Annotated in this window: 12 protein-coding genes and 1 tRNA gene; 4 read left to right on the top strand and 9 right to left on the bottom strand. The window is 51.7% G+C overall.

The window, feature by feature from the left end:
• Window positions 1-3: 3 nt before the first annotated feature.
• From HMPREF3192_RS01070 to HMPREF3192_RS01035, 8 genes are all read right to left on the bottom strand, one after another.
• Window positions 4-1,095 carry a M24 family metallopeptidase gene (locus HMPREF3192_RS01070; RefSeq protein WP_066304678.1) on the bottom strand — a complete coding sequence of 364 codons (1,092 nt, stop codon included), beginning with the start codon at window positions 1,093-1,095 and terminating at the stop codon, window positions 4-6.
• Between the two features lie 275 nt (window positions 1,096-1,370).
• Window positions 1,371-2,255, bottom strand: coding sequence for a phosphate ABC transporter ATP-binding protein PstB (gene pstB / locus HMPREF3192_RS01065; protein WP_197414530.1), 885 nt, complete (start codon window positions 2,253-2,255; stop codon window positions 1,371-1,373).
• A gap of 176 nt (window positions 2,256-2,431) precedes the next feature.
• Window positions 2,432-3,283, bottom strand: coding sequence for a phosphate ABC transporter permease PstA (gene pstA, locus HMPREF3192_RS01060; protein WP_066304619.1), 852 nt, complete (start codon window positions 3,281-3,283; stop codon window positions 2,432-2,434).
• Window positions 3,284-3,288: 5 nt separating this feature from the next.
• On the bottom strand, window positions 3,289-4,170 hold the full coding sequence (gene pstC, locus HMPREF3192_RS01055; protein ID WP_066304618.1) for a phosphate ABC transporter permease subunit PstC: 882 nt from the start codon (window positions 4,168-4,170) through the stop codon (window positions 3,289-3,291).
• 206 nt (window positions 4,171-4,376) lie between these two features.
• Window positions 4,377-5,246 carry a phosphate ABC transporter substrate-binding protein gene (locus HMPREF3192_RS01050; RefSeq protein ID WP_066304617.1) on the bottom strand — a complete coding sequence of 290 codons (870 nt, stop codon included), beginning with the start codon at window positions 5,244-5,246 and terminating at the stop codon, window positions 4,377-4,379.
• A gap of 285 nt (window positions 5,247-5,531) precedes the next feature.
• Complete coding sequence (locus HMPREF3192_RS01045) at window positions 5,532-6,959, bottom strand: sensor histidine kinase (RefSeq protein ID WP_066304613.1); 1,428 nt, start codon at window positions 6,957-6,959, stop codon at window positions 5,532-5,534.
• A 25-nt stretch (window positions 6,960-6,984) separates the two neighbouring features.
• Complete coding sequence (locus tag HMPREF3192_RS01040) at window positions 6,985-7,671, bottom strand: winged helix-turn-helix domain-containing protein (RefSeq protein WP_231723323.1); 687 nt, start codon at window positions 7,669-7,671, stop codon at window positions 6,985-6,987.
• A gap of 360 nt (window positions 7,672-8,031) precedes the next feature.
• A complete protein-coding gene (locus tag HMPREF3192_RS01035) occupies window positions 8,032-8,694 on the bottom strand; it encodes an LPXTG cell wall anchor domain-containing protein (RefSeq protein WP_197414524.1) in 663 nt (220 codons plus the stop codon).
• 503 nt (window positions 8,695-9,197) lie between these two features.
• Between HMPREF3192_RS01035 and HMPREF3192_RS01030 the strand changes: the two genes are divergently transcribed.
• The 3 genes from HMPREF3192_RS01030 to HMPREF3192_RS01020 all read left to right on the top strand — a co-directional run bounded on the left by HMPREF3192_RS01030 (window position 9,198) and on the right by HMPREF3192_RS01020 (window position 10,630).
• Window positions 9,198-9,488 (top strand): Veg family protein, encoded by a 291-nt coding sequence (locus HMPREF3192_RS01030; protein WP_066304610.1) that lies wholly within the window; start codon window positions 9,198-9,200, stop codon window positions 9,486-9,488.
• A 105-nt stretch (window positions 9,489-9,593) separates the two neighbouring features.
• Window positions 9,594-10,544: a 4-(cytidine 5'-diphospho)-2-C-methyl-D-erythritol kinase gene (locus HMPREF3192_RS01025; RefSeq protein ID WP_082715524.1), complete on the top strand. Its 951-nt coding sequence runs from the start codon at window positions 9,594-9,596 to the stop codon at window positions 10,542-10,544.
• Window positions 10,545-10,553: 9 nt separating this feature from the next.
• A tRNA-Pro gene (locus HMPREF3192_RS01020) sits at window positions 10,554-10,630 on the top strand.
• A 449-nt stretch (window positions 10,631-11,079) separates the two neighbouring features.
• Here the strand turns inward: HMPREF3192_RS01020 and HMPREF3192_RS06710 are convergent.
• On the bottom strand, window positions 11,080-11,322 hold the full coding sequence (locus HMPREF3192_RS06710; protein WP_156422811.1) for a hypothetical protein: 243 nt from the start codon (window positions 11,320-11,322) through the stop codon (window positions 11,080-11,082).
• 270 nt (window positions 11,323-11,592) lie between these two features.
• Between HMPREF3192_RS06710 and HMPREF3192_RS01015 the strand changes: the two genes are divergently transcribed.
• A partial coding sequence (locus HMPREF3192_RS01015; RefSeq protein WP_231723322.1) for an SHIRT domain-containing protein occupies window positions 11,593-14,122 on the top strand: 2,530 nt, incomplete at its 3' end.

Below are 14,122 nucleotides of genomic sequence, written 5' to 3'. Positions count from 1 at the left end.
TCGTTAACGTACGACCGTAAGCTCCTTAGGATAGGAATTAATAACTTCACAACCATCAGGCGTGACGATGACGAGGTCTTCGATGCGTACACCAACTTTGCCGGGAATATAAATGCCTGGCTCAATCGAGAATACCTGTCCGACCTGAACGCCTTCGTGATGCGAGCCCGAAACATCGCCTGGCTCGTGGCATTCGAGGCCGATTTGGTGGCCCAGACGGTGGGTGAAGTACTCACCGTAGCCCTTCTCGGTGATAATATCACGCGCGCACGCGTCAATTTCGGAGAACAAAACACCAGGTTTTACCAGCGCTTCTGCAGCTTGCTGTGCGCGGCGTACTGTCTCGTATACCTCGCGGGTAAGCTCGTCGGGCTCGATGGTCTTCTCGCCAGCAAACCAGAAGCTGCGGGTCATGTCCGAGCAATAGTCATCCACGACGCAGCCAATATCAAACAGGACGACCTGGCCCTCCTCGAGCACGGTGTTGTCGGTTTCGTGGTGAGGATCGGCGGCGTTGGCGCCAAAGGCGACAATAGGATCAAAGGAGTAGCCGTCAGCTCCCAGTTCTCGATATTTGGCCAGCAGGCGCTCGGCGATACTCATCTCGGTCACGCCTGGCTGAATCTGGGTTTTGAGCCAGTCCATGGCAAGGTCATTGATCTGCGAACTTTTGCGTAGGGCGGCAAGCTCTGTCTCGTCTTTGATGGAGCGCGCCTGGTCAACGACATCGGAAGCAAGGACATAATCGCTCGCAGCGTTGCTGTTCATGAGCGGCAACAACCAGCGCGCCTCGAGCTTGCGATCGATGCCGAGCGTGCGATCGTGCTGGCAGTGTTGGGCCACGAGCTCGACGGGGTTATCGGTATCGTCAAACCACACGACGTTGTCGCAGGCAGCACCAGGATCGGGGAAGAGGCGGTTGCAAAACATGACAGGTTCGTTTTCGCTGGTGAGTAGCAGGCCCAAAAAGCGCTCGAGCGGCAGGGTGTAGTAGCCGCTGAGCCATTTGATGGCCAAAGGATCGCACACGAAGAGCTGCGAGAGCCCCTTTTGTGCAAGATTGTGCATAACCTTATGTACGCGAATCTGATTCATGAGGTCCTCCGTGCGTTTGATACATAGTGTTGTATGTGCTTGGCGTGTGCTGCTGGGTATGCTGGTGCATGCGGGGCGCTGGCACGTGCTACATACAAAAAGCTTCAAGCCTGACGTCGTGCGTGCTAGCCAGAGCTTGAAGCTATTGTAGCGGTTTTTGAGAAGGGCGGCGTGCTTAACGAGTGCTGCGTTACGTGCGCTTAACCAGCGCTGAGCCGCGAGCCATACGCCACGCGAGCGCTTAACGCGTGGCGAGCCATACGCCACGCGAGCACTTAGCCGAAGCGCCCCGTAATGTAATCGAAGGTGCGCGAGTCACTTGGATCCGAGAAGAGTTTCTCGGTATTGTTGCATTCGATGAGTTTTCCAAGCAGGAAAAACGCCGTCGCATCCGAAATACGCTTCGCCTGTTGCATGTTGTGCGTCACGATCACGATGGAATAGTGCTCTTTGAGTTCGAGCGCGAGCTCCTCGATCTTGGCGGTCGAGATGGGGTCAAGGGCGCTTGTGGGCTCATCCATCAGCAAGATCTCGGGCTTCACAGCAAGGGCGCGCGCAATGCACAGACGCTGCTGCTGACCTCCCGAAAGTCCCAGCGCGGACTTCTTGAGGTCGTCCTTTACCTCGTCCCAAATAGCGGCCTGACGCAGGGCGGTTTCGACAATTTCGTCGAGTTCGCTGCGCTTTTTGGTGCCATGTAGGCGCGGCCCATACGCAATGTTGTCGTACACACTCATGGGGAAGGGATTTGGCTTCTGAAACACCATGCCCACGCGCGTGCGCAGCTCGGTTACATCGATATTGTCGGCATAAATGTTGTGCCCGCCAATCAGGACCGACCCCGCGATTTTGCAACCAAGCACAAGGTCGTTCATGCGGTTAAGCGTCTTTAAGTAGGTGGACTTACCACAACCCGACGGGCCGATAAGGGCGGTGATTTCGTGCTCTTTTATCTGCATGTTAACGTCGTAGAGCGCTTGAAAATCGTTGTACCATAGCGACAAGTTCTTGGTCTCGACGATGGTTTGCGCCGTCGACGCGGTGGTTTGTGTTGCGCTGTTCGCGATAGTCTGCGTTGCGGTCTCGCTGGTCTTCTCGCCAGCTTTTTGTAGGGTGTTAACCACCGTTTGCAATGTAGATTGGGTAAGCGTTTGGGTCATGGTTTGTAATCCTCGTGAGGTCAGGGTTTGCGTATCGAGGGCGATGTTGCGTGAGGGTGCTGGTGCTGGTGCGATGTTGCGCGCGGGTGCGGGCGCGGGCGCAACGAGCGCAGGCGCGGGTGTGGGCGCGGGCGCAACTGGCGCAACTGGCGCCGGGGCGGTTTGTAAGGCGCTTGTCATGATGAGCTCTTTTCTTTAAGGCGGTTGGTAAAGACGGACGCGATTACGTTGAGCGTCAGGGTGATGAGCAACAAAACGGCAGCAATGCCAAAAGCAACTTCAAATTTCCCCTGCTCATTGGCGTAAATGTATAACGCCACGGTCAGCGTTGCCGCCGAAGATTGCAGCGCTTCACCAAACGAAAGCAGTTTGAGGCCAAAGCCCGCGGTAAACAGCAGCGCGGCCGATTCGCCTACAATGCGGCCCGTTCCCAAAATACAACCTGTCAAAATACCGTTGAGCGCCTGCGGCAAGATGATCGTACGGATCATGTGCCACTTACCGCTGCCCAGCGCCAGCGCACCGTGACGATATGCATCGGGCACGGTGAGCAGCGCTTCACGGGTGTTGGTAATAATGGTCGGCAGCACCAAAATGACAAGCGTAAGACCACCGGCAAGAAGGCCCTGACGGAGCCCCAAAATCTGGGTAAAGAACAGCATGCCAACAAGACCAAAGATAATAGAGGGGATGCCCGTCAAGGTCTCGACCGAGAAGGTAATGAGGCTGACCAAACGCGGACGATTCGCGTATTCGGTAAGGTAGATTGCGGCTCCCACACCAATGGGTGTTGCGATGAGCATGGTAAGAAACACGATGTAAAACGTGTACAAAATGTTGGGCATAATGCCGATCGTATCGGCTATATAGCTCGTCTGGGAGGTCAAAAACTCAAGGGTAATTGCCCCAAAGCCTTTGTAAAAAATAATACCCAACAGTGTCAATAACAAAAGGCAGGTAAGTGCCGACGACCCGTAAATACCAAGTTTTAACAGCGATTCTTTAAAACGCCGTGTACCAGCTCTCATGCCACCTACCTCCGCTCATTCGAAAGGCGCAAAGCCCCATTTAGCAAAAGAACAAATAAGAACAGCACCAGTCCTATCGAGAAGAGCGCCTGATGTTGCAACGAACCATACGAGGCGTATGACATCTCGGATACGATGGCCGTGGTTAAAAATCGTACTGACGAGAAGAGCTGTGGCATTTGCACCACGTTTCCCGCGACCATGACAATGGCCATAGCTTCGCCAATGGCTCGGCCAATGGCTTGAATAATGGCAGCTACCACACCACTGCGCGCGGTGACGAGGCTTATCTTGAACCAGGTTTCGACTTTGGTTGCTCCCAGTGCCAGCGATGCTTCCTCATACTCGGGTGGCACGGCGCGCAGTGCGGTTTCGGCCACACTGACGATGTAGGGCAAAATCATAACGGCGAGGACAATGATGGCCGCAAACAGGCAGGCCCCGCTCGAAAGCTTAAACATTCGTTGCGTTGCAGGAACAATGATTGTCATGCCAATAAGACCGTAGACAACCGACGGAATGCCCGCCAGCAGTTGGACGCAGTAGCGAATACCACCAGCAAGCCATGCGGGAGCTGCCTTCGCTAAAAAGACGGCGGTAAATAGTCCCAGCGGCAGCGCAATAAGCAGCGCACCGGAGGTACCGTAGATACTTGTCAAAATAAAGGGAAGGATGCCAAATTGATTTTGCGAGGCATCCCAGGTGGTGCCAAACAAAAACGTTGGCAGACCGAGTTGTGTGATGGCGGGCGTGCCAGCAATAAACAAATAAATGCTTATGCAAATAACGCACCCTACCGAACAAACGCCTAACAGAAAAAAGAAGACATGAAAGGCCTGTTCAACAGGGTTATGTGATGTTTTAGATAGTGATTTTGATACTGTCATAATGGCTGCTGTTCTCTATGAGGGTCTATCACGTGCTACTACGTGCGCTTTTTTACAGGTTGGCTTCTGCACTATGCGTTCGTACTAAAAGGGTGCGACGTTGCATGTAGCGCGGGTTTGGGATGCAACGTCGCACGTGTGATGAAGGTCGCGTTTCGCGCGTTTCGCGTTTTTGCGTTTTACGCACGCGCTTGCGCGTTTAGTGTTTAGTGTTTAGTAGGCACGGCACCTGCCTTGCGGATAAGATCGTCAGCCTTGGCAGAGGTTGCGTAGTCGAAGAATGCCTGTGCCTGCGGGCTGAGCTTCTCGCCCTCGCGAGTGATCAGCATGAAGGGACGCTGAATCTTGTAGGACTGATCGAGGACGGTCTTCTCGCTGCACTCAACACCATCAACGGTAAGGACGGCGATGCCTTCTTGCTTCTCGACAGCCGAAAGGGAAGCGTAGCCAATAGCGTGCTTGTTGCTACCAACAGCCGAGATAACTGCACCAGTCGAGGTGAGTTCCTGCTCCAAGACGCACTTCTTCTTAGTCTTGGTGACGTCTTCGAAGCCATCGCGGGTACCAGAACCAGCTTCGCGGCCAATGCAGGAAATTGCCAGGTCAGGGCCACCGACTTCCTTCCAGTTCTTGATTTTGCCCGTGAAGATGTCGGCGATTTTCTCGACAGAAAGATCTTTTACGCCCAGATCCTTGTGGACGATAATGGCAATGCCGTCGAGAGCGACCGTCGTTTGTGTCAGACCAGTCTCGTTGTCCTTAAGGGCGCGAGAAGCCAGACCGATGTCGCAAGTCTTGTTCTTGACGGTCTCGATGCCCGTGCCCGAACCCGTGGGATCGTAGGTGATTTTTACCTTGGGGTTATCGGCCATGAACTGTTCGGACAAAACGCCGATGACCTTTTCCATCGAGGTCGAACCATTGGTGGCGACAGCACCCGAGAGCTCCTTGGGGGCATCTTCTTTGGGTGCGGGGGCCTCGGCGGGCTTTCCACAGCCAACAAGCAACAGGGCGCAGGTAACAGCGATACCTGCAATAAGGGCACTTGTTGTTCTAATAAGGCGGCATGCTTTCATACAAAAACACTCCTTTACCGTAGGTTTATAGCGTGCTTTTTTTGGCGATGGTCACGTTGCGCTCGCGTGGTTTTCGCGTACGTTGTGTGCCACGTCTACTTACTGTTAGGCTATCGAGCCTATGTAAGAAGCAGTACCGTGCTTTTGTAAAATACAGGTAAAGTTATGGAGTGTTGTTAAGGCGCGGGTGCGGAGCGTTGGCGCACGCCGCCACATCGCGCCGCTAGCGCGTGCTGCCATCGCGCGCTGCCACCGCGCGCTGCTAGCGCGTGACGCTGTCGCGTGCTACTGCGCGGGGAATGTGACCGTAAAGGTGGTACCTTCGGCTTGACCACTACCTGCGCCAACGCCGTTGTAGCTCTGCACGTGGATGTTGCCATTATGCAGCTGCACCGCGTGCTTGACGATTGAAAGGCCCAGACCCGTGCCACCCGCTTGTTTACTGCGGCTCTTATCGACACGATAAAAGCGTTCAAAAATGCGATCGATATCTTGTGGAGGAATACCGATGCCCGTGTCGTGTACGCGTAGGGTAGTGAGCGCGCCCGATTTGGTAGCGTTCACGGTGCCCTGAGCGGACGCAGTGGCGCCCACGGCGTCTTGAGCATCCTGCTCAAGATACAGATGCACCGAACCGCCTGGGTGGTTGTACTTAATGGCGTTGTCGCACAAGTTGTACACGATGCTATGCAAAAGTGCGGGCGAACCATCCACAAAGGCATGGTCGCCATGTACATAGAGGCTAACCTGCGCTTTTGTGGCAGTTGGCTCAAGACTGTCGCGCACGTTTTTGCATATTTGATACAGATCGCAGCGCTCGTGCGACAGCTCGGCACCTCCCGAATCGAGCTTACTTAGATTAATAATGTCTTCAGCGAGCTTGGACATGCGGGTTGCCTCGGTGCAGATTTTATCGGCAAACTCTGTGATATTCTCGTCAGGCACCATCCTGTTTTTGAGCAGTTCCGCATACCCCGAAATGACGTGCAGGGGCGTTTTGAGTTCGTGGGAAGCGTTCGCGGTAAATTCCTGGCGGATAAGGGCAGTCTTTTCGATCTGCTCTTGATTGGCTTTGAGCTGGCGCTGCTGCTGCGCCATATGCATGAGTAACGGTTCAATTTCCTGGTAGTCGGCTTTGCCGAAGTAACGCTCGGGGCGCGAAAAATCGAGTTCGTTGAGGGGCTGCATAATTTTTTTGGACAGCTGTCGTGCGAGCACAAAGCTTACGCCCACGCCGATAAGAACGACGATCAAAATAGGCTGTATCCAACGCAAAAGCAGGGTTAAAAACGAAAGCTGAGTGGCTGACATGCGAATGATGCTTTTATCGGTAAGGCGCAGTGCTACATAGGACTGCTGGTCATCGAGGGTAAACGAGTGGCGCGTGGCTTGGCCGAAGCCCGACGTCTGCGCCTGCTGAACCTCGGGGCGCTCTCGGTGATTTTGCATTTTGCTTGCATTGGCGTCGTCGTCAAACAAAACCTCGCCGTCCTGTGAAATCCAGGTGATGCGATAATCTTTGGTGTCGAGGTTGGTGAAGTAATCTTTGCCGAGGCGCTCGACACCTTGGGCGGCAAGACGGGCTTCAATGCGCAGCTGCTTGAGCTGTTCGGAGGACAGGTAGCTGTAGGACACCGTCATAATAAAGGCGAGCGATGCCAAAAATACTGACAGCGCTACCAGCCAAATCGTTCTAAAAATCTTTTTGTTCATGGGTGCCCGTCACTCGTCCGTGCGCTTACTCGTCCGCCGCGCGCATTTTGTATCCCACGCCGCGCACCGTTTTGATGAGGCTTCCCGCCTGTAAAAGCTTGGTGCGCAAGGTGCCAATATGCACGTCTACGGTGCGCGTTTCGCCAGCAAAATCCATGCCCCACACGCGCGAAAGCAGCGTTTCGCGGGTAAAAACGCGGCCTGGATGCGTCAGCAAAATGTGCAGTAACTGATACTCCTTGAGTGTGAGCAGCACCTGCTTGCCTTCGACGCAAACGATATGTTTATCTTCATCGATGCTAATGATTCCATTGGTAATGAGCTCGGGTTTGTTCGAGGGCGCGCGCCGCAACACCGCCTTCACGCGCGATATCATTTCCATCATGCCAAAGGGCTTGGACAGATAATCGTCGGCGCCCAAGTCAAGGCCAATGACGGTGTCGTACTCGCTGTCTTTGGCGGTGGCCATGATGACGGGGATCTCGGAGGTGGACGATGAGGCGCGAAGATGCTTCAAAATGCTTAGGCCGTCCTCGCCGGGAAGCATCACGTCCAGAATAATAAGGTCGGGCTTTGAGGCCTTGAGCGCGGGCCAAAACGTGTCAGCACTCGAGAAGCCCTGCGTTTTGTACCCCGAAAGGTTTAAGGTGTAGACCATGAGGTCACGAACGGAAGGGTCGTCTTCCACGCAATAAATCGTAATCGAAATCACCTATCCTCGCGTGAGCACGTACGCGATCGTCGTGTGTCACGTCTCGAGTGTTTGTTGGTGTTTGCGCGCTACAGCTTCATTATAAGGCTGTCTCGAGGATCTGTCTCGAATGCTTAATTTTTCCTTATAGCTTTTCGGTGACAGGCTGAATTGTGTAGCTGTTACGTTGTGTTGGGGCGGTGGCGGCTTCGGCGGCGTGCTGAGGCGTTGGCGTAGTGGCGCGGAGATCTCATCTGCCGAGAAGATCGGTGTTCTTGATACATGCAAAGACAGCCCCCGAGAGACGAGGGCTGTCTTACACATGCTAGATTTTTTTGGTGGTAGCTCTAATTGTCTGCGCTAACTACTGCGGCCTTGCGCCTAGTTCTTCTTGAAAGCGCGCGCTGCTACAGCGCTGGCCAGACCAGTAAAAGCGGTGCCTGCGATAGCAACGAAGCTCGAAGCATCACCCGTTTTAGGAAGACCAGTCTTTTTGGCGACGGTCTTCGTAACGTTCTTTGTTGTCTGTACGTCAGCTGCAGGGGTGGGAGCGGGCTTCTCGTCAGCGGGAGCAACAGCAGAATCTGCCTTACGAGCCTCGGTTATTTCGCGGGCTAAAGTCTCCTGCTTTTTAGCGACGGCCTCAAAGGTTTTTTGTGCTGCCTTGGCATCACGCTTGGCATCTGCTAACACGGCCTTATCGGCATTGTCACCTTTATTAAGCTCTGCAATGTATTTCTTGTTTGCCTCGAAAGCCTTTTTGAATGCGCTTTCTTTTCCAACTTCGTTATGCTTTTGAAGCTTCGTGGCAATCGCCTTGAGCTGCTTCAGCTTTTCGGGATCAGCCTGATCGCCCTTATTGAGCTCGTCGATATAGGTTTTATTTGCCTTAACGCGCTCGCTAATAGAGCTGTCAACCTTGGGTGCTGGCGCTGCGGGTGCAGCTGCGCCTGTGCCTGCGGCATGCGCGAAAGCTGGCGCGGCCATCGAGGCGCTCAAAATGACGGCAAAGCTTCCTGCTAACAGAACGGACGACTTTTTCATGTCCTCATCCTTCCTTACATGGCCTGATGCCATGGTTAGTTTGCCGCAGCTTTGCAATATGCATGATGTGCCGCGCTGCTCAGTAACGAGAAGTTCAGCAAAGATGCGCAGGTCAAAGCCACAGCAAAAAAATAATAAGGAGAAAAAAATAACAAAAACAAAACGCGGGCGGAAGGATTTTTGCTTCAGGAGATCACCGACTCCAGAACCCGGCAAAATGCTGAATCGCTGCTGCAATATTATTGTAATGGGACTGTACCAGCCTCGCGATCTTCTCGACAGAACTCAGTGGTGCTTTTACGATGTGGAATCCGTAATCGTGTTGAGCTTTTGCGTAAAGCTGGGTAGTATGTACTCTCGGCTTATTGTAAAGCTGCGCACAACACGAGCGCCGAGGGTGCTGCAATGAAAGTGTCGCGCAAGCACAACGTGAGCACCGCGGACGCCGCAAGCAATGCGAGCGCCGCACACAAGCGTACGTCGTGCTGGTATAGGAGGTACTGATGGACAACGAAATGCCGCCTGCAAACAGAATTGAGCACATTCGAAAAAAACTCGAAGAGCTCGAGGGCCAGCGCTTACGCGTACGCGCAAATATGGGACGCAGTCGTATTGTCGAGCGCGCAGGCGTACTGGTCGGAGTTCATCCGTTGCTGTTTATCGTCGAGGTCGAGGAGCGCCGCGGTCGTTTGGCGCGTCAGTCGTATCAGTACGTCGATATTTTGACGGGTACCGTCGAGTTGTTTGATAGCGACACGGGCGAGAAGATCTTCGACTTTGTGATAGAAGAGTAGCACTGTGGGAATTTTTGCTGGCGTCGCGATTGTAGTCGCTGCGACCGCCGCGCCCGTCACCAAAACCACCACAATTGCCACATCGATCACTGCGTAACTACCATTATGGCCAATCCATCTTATTCAACAGCAATTCATTACAAGGCTCCCGCAAAAGTTAACTTGTATCTGGGCGTCCATCGGGGCCGAGACGAGCGGGGCTATCATCCAGTCGACTCTATCATGGCAGCCATCGATTACTGCGATATCGTTTCGGTTGCGCCTGCCCCAAAGCTCACGCTGGCATGCGAGCCGAGCGTTGGCTGCATCGATGTGTCAAACACCTGCTGGCGTGCGGCAATCGCACTTGCGAAGCTCTTCGACTTTGCGCCAAATTATGCCATTACCGTGCAAAAACACATCCCGTTTCAGGCGGGGCTGGGCGGCTCGTCTTCGGACGCAGCGGCAACCATTTTAGCGCTCTGCGATTTTGAGCATATCGATAAGACCGACCCGCGCGTCATGCAAGCCGCGCGCAGCGTGGGCGCTGACGTGCCTTTCTTTTTGCATGGTGAGCCCTCGTATTGGGATGGTGCGGGTAACCGCTTCAGCGAGAGCTTTGCGCAGACGCTCGCTAGCCTGGAACATGCGCCCATCGTGCTGATAAAACCTGCGTGTGTGGGAGTGTCTACTCCTGCGGCTTATGCGGCGTTTGACGAGAAGCCCACCGCGGCAGCCGCGTTTGCCGAGGCACTGGAGGCATTTCGCTCGGGTGACCTGCGCCGAGCGGTCAAGCAGTTCTCAAATAATTTGGGTGAAGTGGCATGTCGTTTGTCGCCAGAAATACAGCAAAGCCTGAGCTGGTTGCGTGGGCAACAAGGCGTGCTTGCGAGCTTGGTAACGGGGTCGGGGAGCAGCTCATTTGCGTTGTGCGATTCGCACGAAGCTGCCCGAGATATTGCTTTGCGCGCGCATGAGTGCAGTCTGCATTCGCGTGCAACAAAATTTATTATGCATGGACCGCAAAGAATATCTCAAACAAAGGCTCACACGAAGGGGCATTATCTGGTAGGATAACTTGTGCGTCGGGACGTGGCGCAGTTTGGTAGCGCGCACGGTTCGGGACCGTGAGGTCGCTGGTTCGAATCCAGTCGTCCCGACCAATTTTTTGCTACATTAGGCTAATTCGTTTTTATCATGAGAGCAATTTTAACGTCAGATTATTTATCCGAGTAATGACCTTTACATGCGTAGATTGTAATTGTGCTATCCGTAAACGAATAAACAATGCGGTCTTTATCATTAATCTCACTGCTTATTTATGTGGGGACTTTCATGCTGTATCTAAAAGCAACGACGCACACGTCGTAAGTTTGAGGTAACACCATGCTTAAGCGCGATTTTTATTTGAATCGTCTGATTCATCACATGTGGAATGGCGAAGTCAAGGTCATCACTGGATTCACCGTTGCGGCAAATCGGCCTTGTTGTTTTATTTGTTTTACAACTATCTTCTCGCCCGAGGCGTTTCTGAGGATCACATCATAAAAATTGAGCTTGACCAGCGGCGTTACTACAAGTTTAGAAATACAATCCCGCTGGCTATCTTGCTCTAAGCCCAGGCAACGCGACCATCTTCCCTCACGGAACAAAAGGCAAGAATGCGCGTCTCGTATTCGGTAAGAGTCCTTGGGCCGTAGTCGGAGCGCTTCACCGTCCTGTTCTTGACGGAGCACGCACAGCCGTAGCTCACCTGGAGGCCGTCGTGGACAGTTTCGATACCAAACTTCGGTTTAAAGGCAATGTTGGATGCTCCAGAAGAACCACCGCAGCCCCAAATGTCAATAAGAGCCAAAATGGCAAAGAATCAAGTGCACTATTGTGGTAAAAAATAAAGTTGAGGCCACAATTGAGATGTGGTGAGTATATAATATAATTATGAATTGCAAGAGCTGGATGACTTATTCACCCGTAATGAAAGATGTAAACAATTCAAATTGATAGGGGACGTCAAGGAAAGGAAAATCTAACGCCATAGCGTAGATGGGTAAAAATTATGATAATAAAAAAGCAGATAAAACATAAAAATATTATTAGGTTTTTCTCGCTCGCGTTGGCGTCCTCGATGATTTTATCTATGTCAGGGGCACCAATTACGTATGCCAAAAACTTGCAAGACGGACCTCAATCTGAAACGCAAGTTGTCCCTTCTGCAAAGGAAGAACCATCAAGCATCAAATCCAACGAGGAACAGGGTGATGGTCTAGAGATCGGGCCAGAGATTGTTGGTCAACCCGTGGGTGCTGCTATACCGGCACCGACCATTAACAAAGTCTTTTGCGATGCCACAACCATTTCCGGCGGTAAGGTGCACAAAGCTAAGGTTAATAAAAAGACTGTAATAGCAACAGTCCATGTAACATTAAAGGCTAAAGACGGCACTGTTAAAGCCACTCTTTCCGATACCCCTAAAAGAGGAAAGACCTGGAAAGTAGATTTACCTGCTGGAACAAAAGTTGAAGAAGGAGATACAGTTACTGTCTATCAACAATTAGGTGAAGACAAATCACCAGAAGTAACTGCAAATGCTGAGCCATCAATAGCAGGTCAGACAACGCTCACAATGCCCTCCGGCGAAATCTGGATTGAACACACGAACTCCAACCAAGTAAATGAGGATGAGAAAGCAGAAGCTACTGAACTGTTGAAGAACGCCAATCCGAAAATTGCGAATAAAATTAAGAGTGTTACATTTTCTATCAATGGCACGGATCATGCCTACTATGAAGTGACCTATACCGATGGATCAACCTCCGGAAAAATTGAAGCTCCGGACCTAAAAATCAAAACGGTAACGGAAACATCTGCTGCTCCGACAATACAAAAAGTCCAGGTAACAGATGGACAGATTATCGTTACATTTGCTGAAGAGGTTTCCGCAGGTACGAAATTTTATTTTGTCAACAATTTCACGGATAACGAGGACAATAGTTTCTGTGAAGGTGGAAAATGCATAGTGGACAAATCGACATGGCGAGAGATGTCTCAAGCAGTACACGTTGACGGCAAAACAGTTACTTTCCCAATCAATGATGATGATTTAAAACTCGGAAAAAAGTTCGGTATCATTGTCAAAGAGCCACATAAATTCCGTTCTTGCGCGAAGTCTGAGCCGGTAATAACAACTCCCAAAAAAGTCGCCGTGAGAGATCCCAAAAAACTAACTGATGACGATAAAAAAGCCATCGATAAAGCTATTCGAGATGCCAATACGGTACATGGCGTATCTAAACTCCCCGATGGAACTGGATTTATAGACGATCCTGCGTTTATCGAGTTTGATAAAGACGGAAACGTTACAATAATCAGTCCCAATGATGTGGAAGTTGATTGGGATGGCGGCAATCCGGTATATCAAAAAAATGCCGATGGAACCTATAAACTAAACGATGGGGCCAAAGTCACTAAATTCCCTGCGAAAGATCTGGTGAAAAATATCGCACCTAAATCTCCGGCGATTGCAGTAGACACGGATAAGGGTGAAGTAACTATTGCCCCACCGGCTTATAAAGATCCCGGTGATGATACCGACTTGGCGTCCTACACGATTACGTATAAGGACGAATCGGGCGCGGAGAAAACCGTCACCGCAACGCGAACCGTAGACGCTACCACAGGTAAGACCACGTGGACATCGGATGGTGCGACCGTTGATGCAAATACCGGGGTTTTAACCCTGCAGATTAAAGATTTAGCAGTTGGAGCCACCATCACGGCAAAAGCAAAAGACAATGGCGGTCTTGAGGGAGACAGCGATCCTCTCACATCCGATCCAGCAAGTAAGAAACTGGAAACGGCTAAGGTAACCTATGATGCTAATGGCGGTACCGGAGTCACGGACGGCAAGGAACTGAACAAGGGAATGAAGTATAAGCTTTCCGCAAATGCTTTCACCGCTCCGGAAAATCAGGAATTTGACACCTGGGAAGTGAATGGCAAAAAACTAGCGCCGGGCACTGAGATTACGGTTGACAAAGATACGCAAGTCAAAGCAATTTGGAAGAAGAGCCGGGTCAAGCTAAAAATCACTACATCCGTAACGAACGGAACCATTGATCCGAGCTGCGATGTTTATAAGGGCGACAACAAGACCATAAACTATGCACCAAACGATGGTTATAAGCTGAGGAGCGTAACCGTTGATGGCGCGGAAGTGGATATATCTCAGTATCCAAGTAGCTATACCTTTACGAATCTCGATAAAAACCATGAAATAGCCGTTGTGTATGAACTCCCTACGTACACAGTGACCTATAACTGGGATGGAGAAGTACCGGAGGGAAAGGCTGTTCCAAAAGATACAGGCAGCTACCACAAGGGTGATCACTACACCGTAGATACCACCTACAAGAAGAACGACACGGTAAAAGGTGAGAAGGACGGCAAGAAGGGTACGTGGACCTTCAGCGGTTGGACCGATCCGAATAACGGCACCATGGGTGACAAGAACGCAAGCATTACAGGTTCTTGGACATTTACAGAAGCTGCCAAGTACCAGGTTGTCTACAACTGGGGTAAGGACGCACCGGCAGGAAAAGAGCTCCCGAAGAATAGTGATAGTTACTATGCTGGTGATCACTACACCGTAGATACCA

Origin of the sequence: Atopobium deltae, from assembly GCF_001552785.1 — a bacterium.
GTDB classification, from domain to species: domain Bacteria; phylum Actinomycetota; class Coriobacteriia; order Coriobacteriales; family Atopobiaceae; genus Atopobium; species Atopobium deltae.
Note: the sequence above shows the minus strand (reverse complement) of the source record. Positions and strands in the feature narration are given on the sequence as shown.

Bases quoted from the DNA above. Each gene is read 5' to 3' on its own strand.
- HMPREF3192_RS01070 (WP_066304678.1), bottom strand. From the start codon at position 1,095: ATGAATCAGATTCGCGTACATAAGGTTATGCACAATCTTGCACAAAAG.
- pstB (WP_197414530.1), bottom strand. From the start codon at position 2,255: ATGACCCAAACGCTTACCCAATCTACATTGCAAACGGTGGTTAACACC.
- pstA (WP_066304619.1), bottom strand. From the start codon at position 3,283: ATGAGAGCTGGTACACGGCGTTTTAAAGAATCGCTGTTAAAACTTGGT.
- pstC (WP_066304618.1), bottom strand. From the start codon at position 4,170: ATGACAGTATCAAAATCACTATCTAAAACATCACATAACCCTGTTGAA.
- HMPREF3192_RS01050 (WP_066304617.1), bottom strand. From the start codon at position 5,246: ATGAAAGCATGCCGCCTTATTAGAACAACAAGTGCCCTTATTGCAGGT.
- HMPREF3192_RS01045 (WP_066304613.1), bottom strand. From the start codon at position 6,959: ATGAACAAAAAGATTTTTAGAACGATTTGGCTGGTAGCGCTGTCAGTA.
- HMPREF3192_RS01035 (WP_197414524.1), bottom strand. From the start codon at position 8,694: ATGAAAAAGTCGTCCGTTCTGTTAGCAGGAAGCTTTGCCGTCATTTTG.
- HMPREF3192_RS01030 (WP_066304610.1), top strand. From the start codon at position 9,198: ATGGACAACGAAATGCCGCCTGCAAACAGAATTGAGCACATTCGAAAA.
- HMPREF3192_RS01025 (WP_082715524.1), top strand. From the start codon at position 9,594: ATGGCCAATCCATCTTATTCAACAGCAATTCATTACAAGGCTCCCGCA.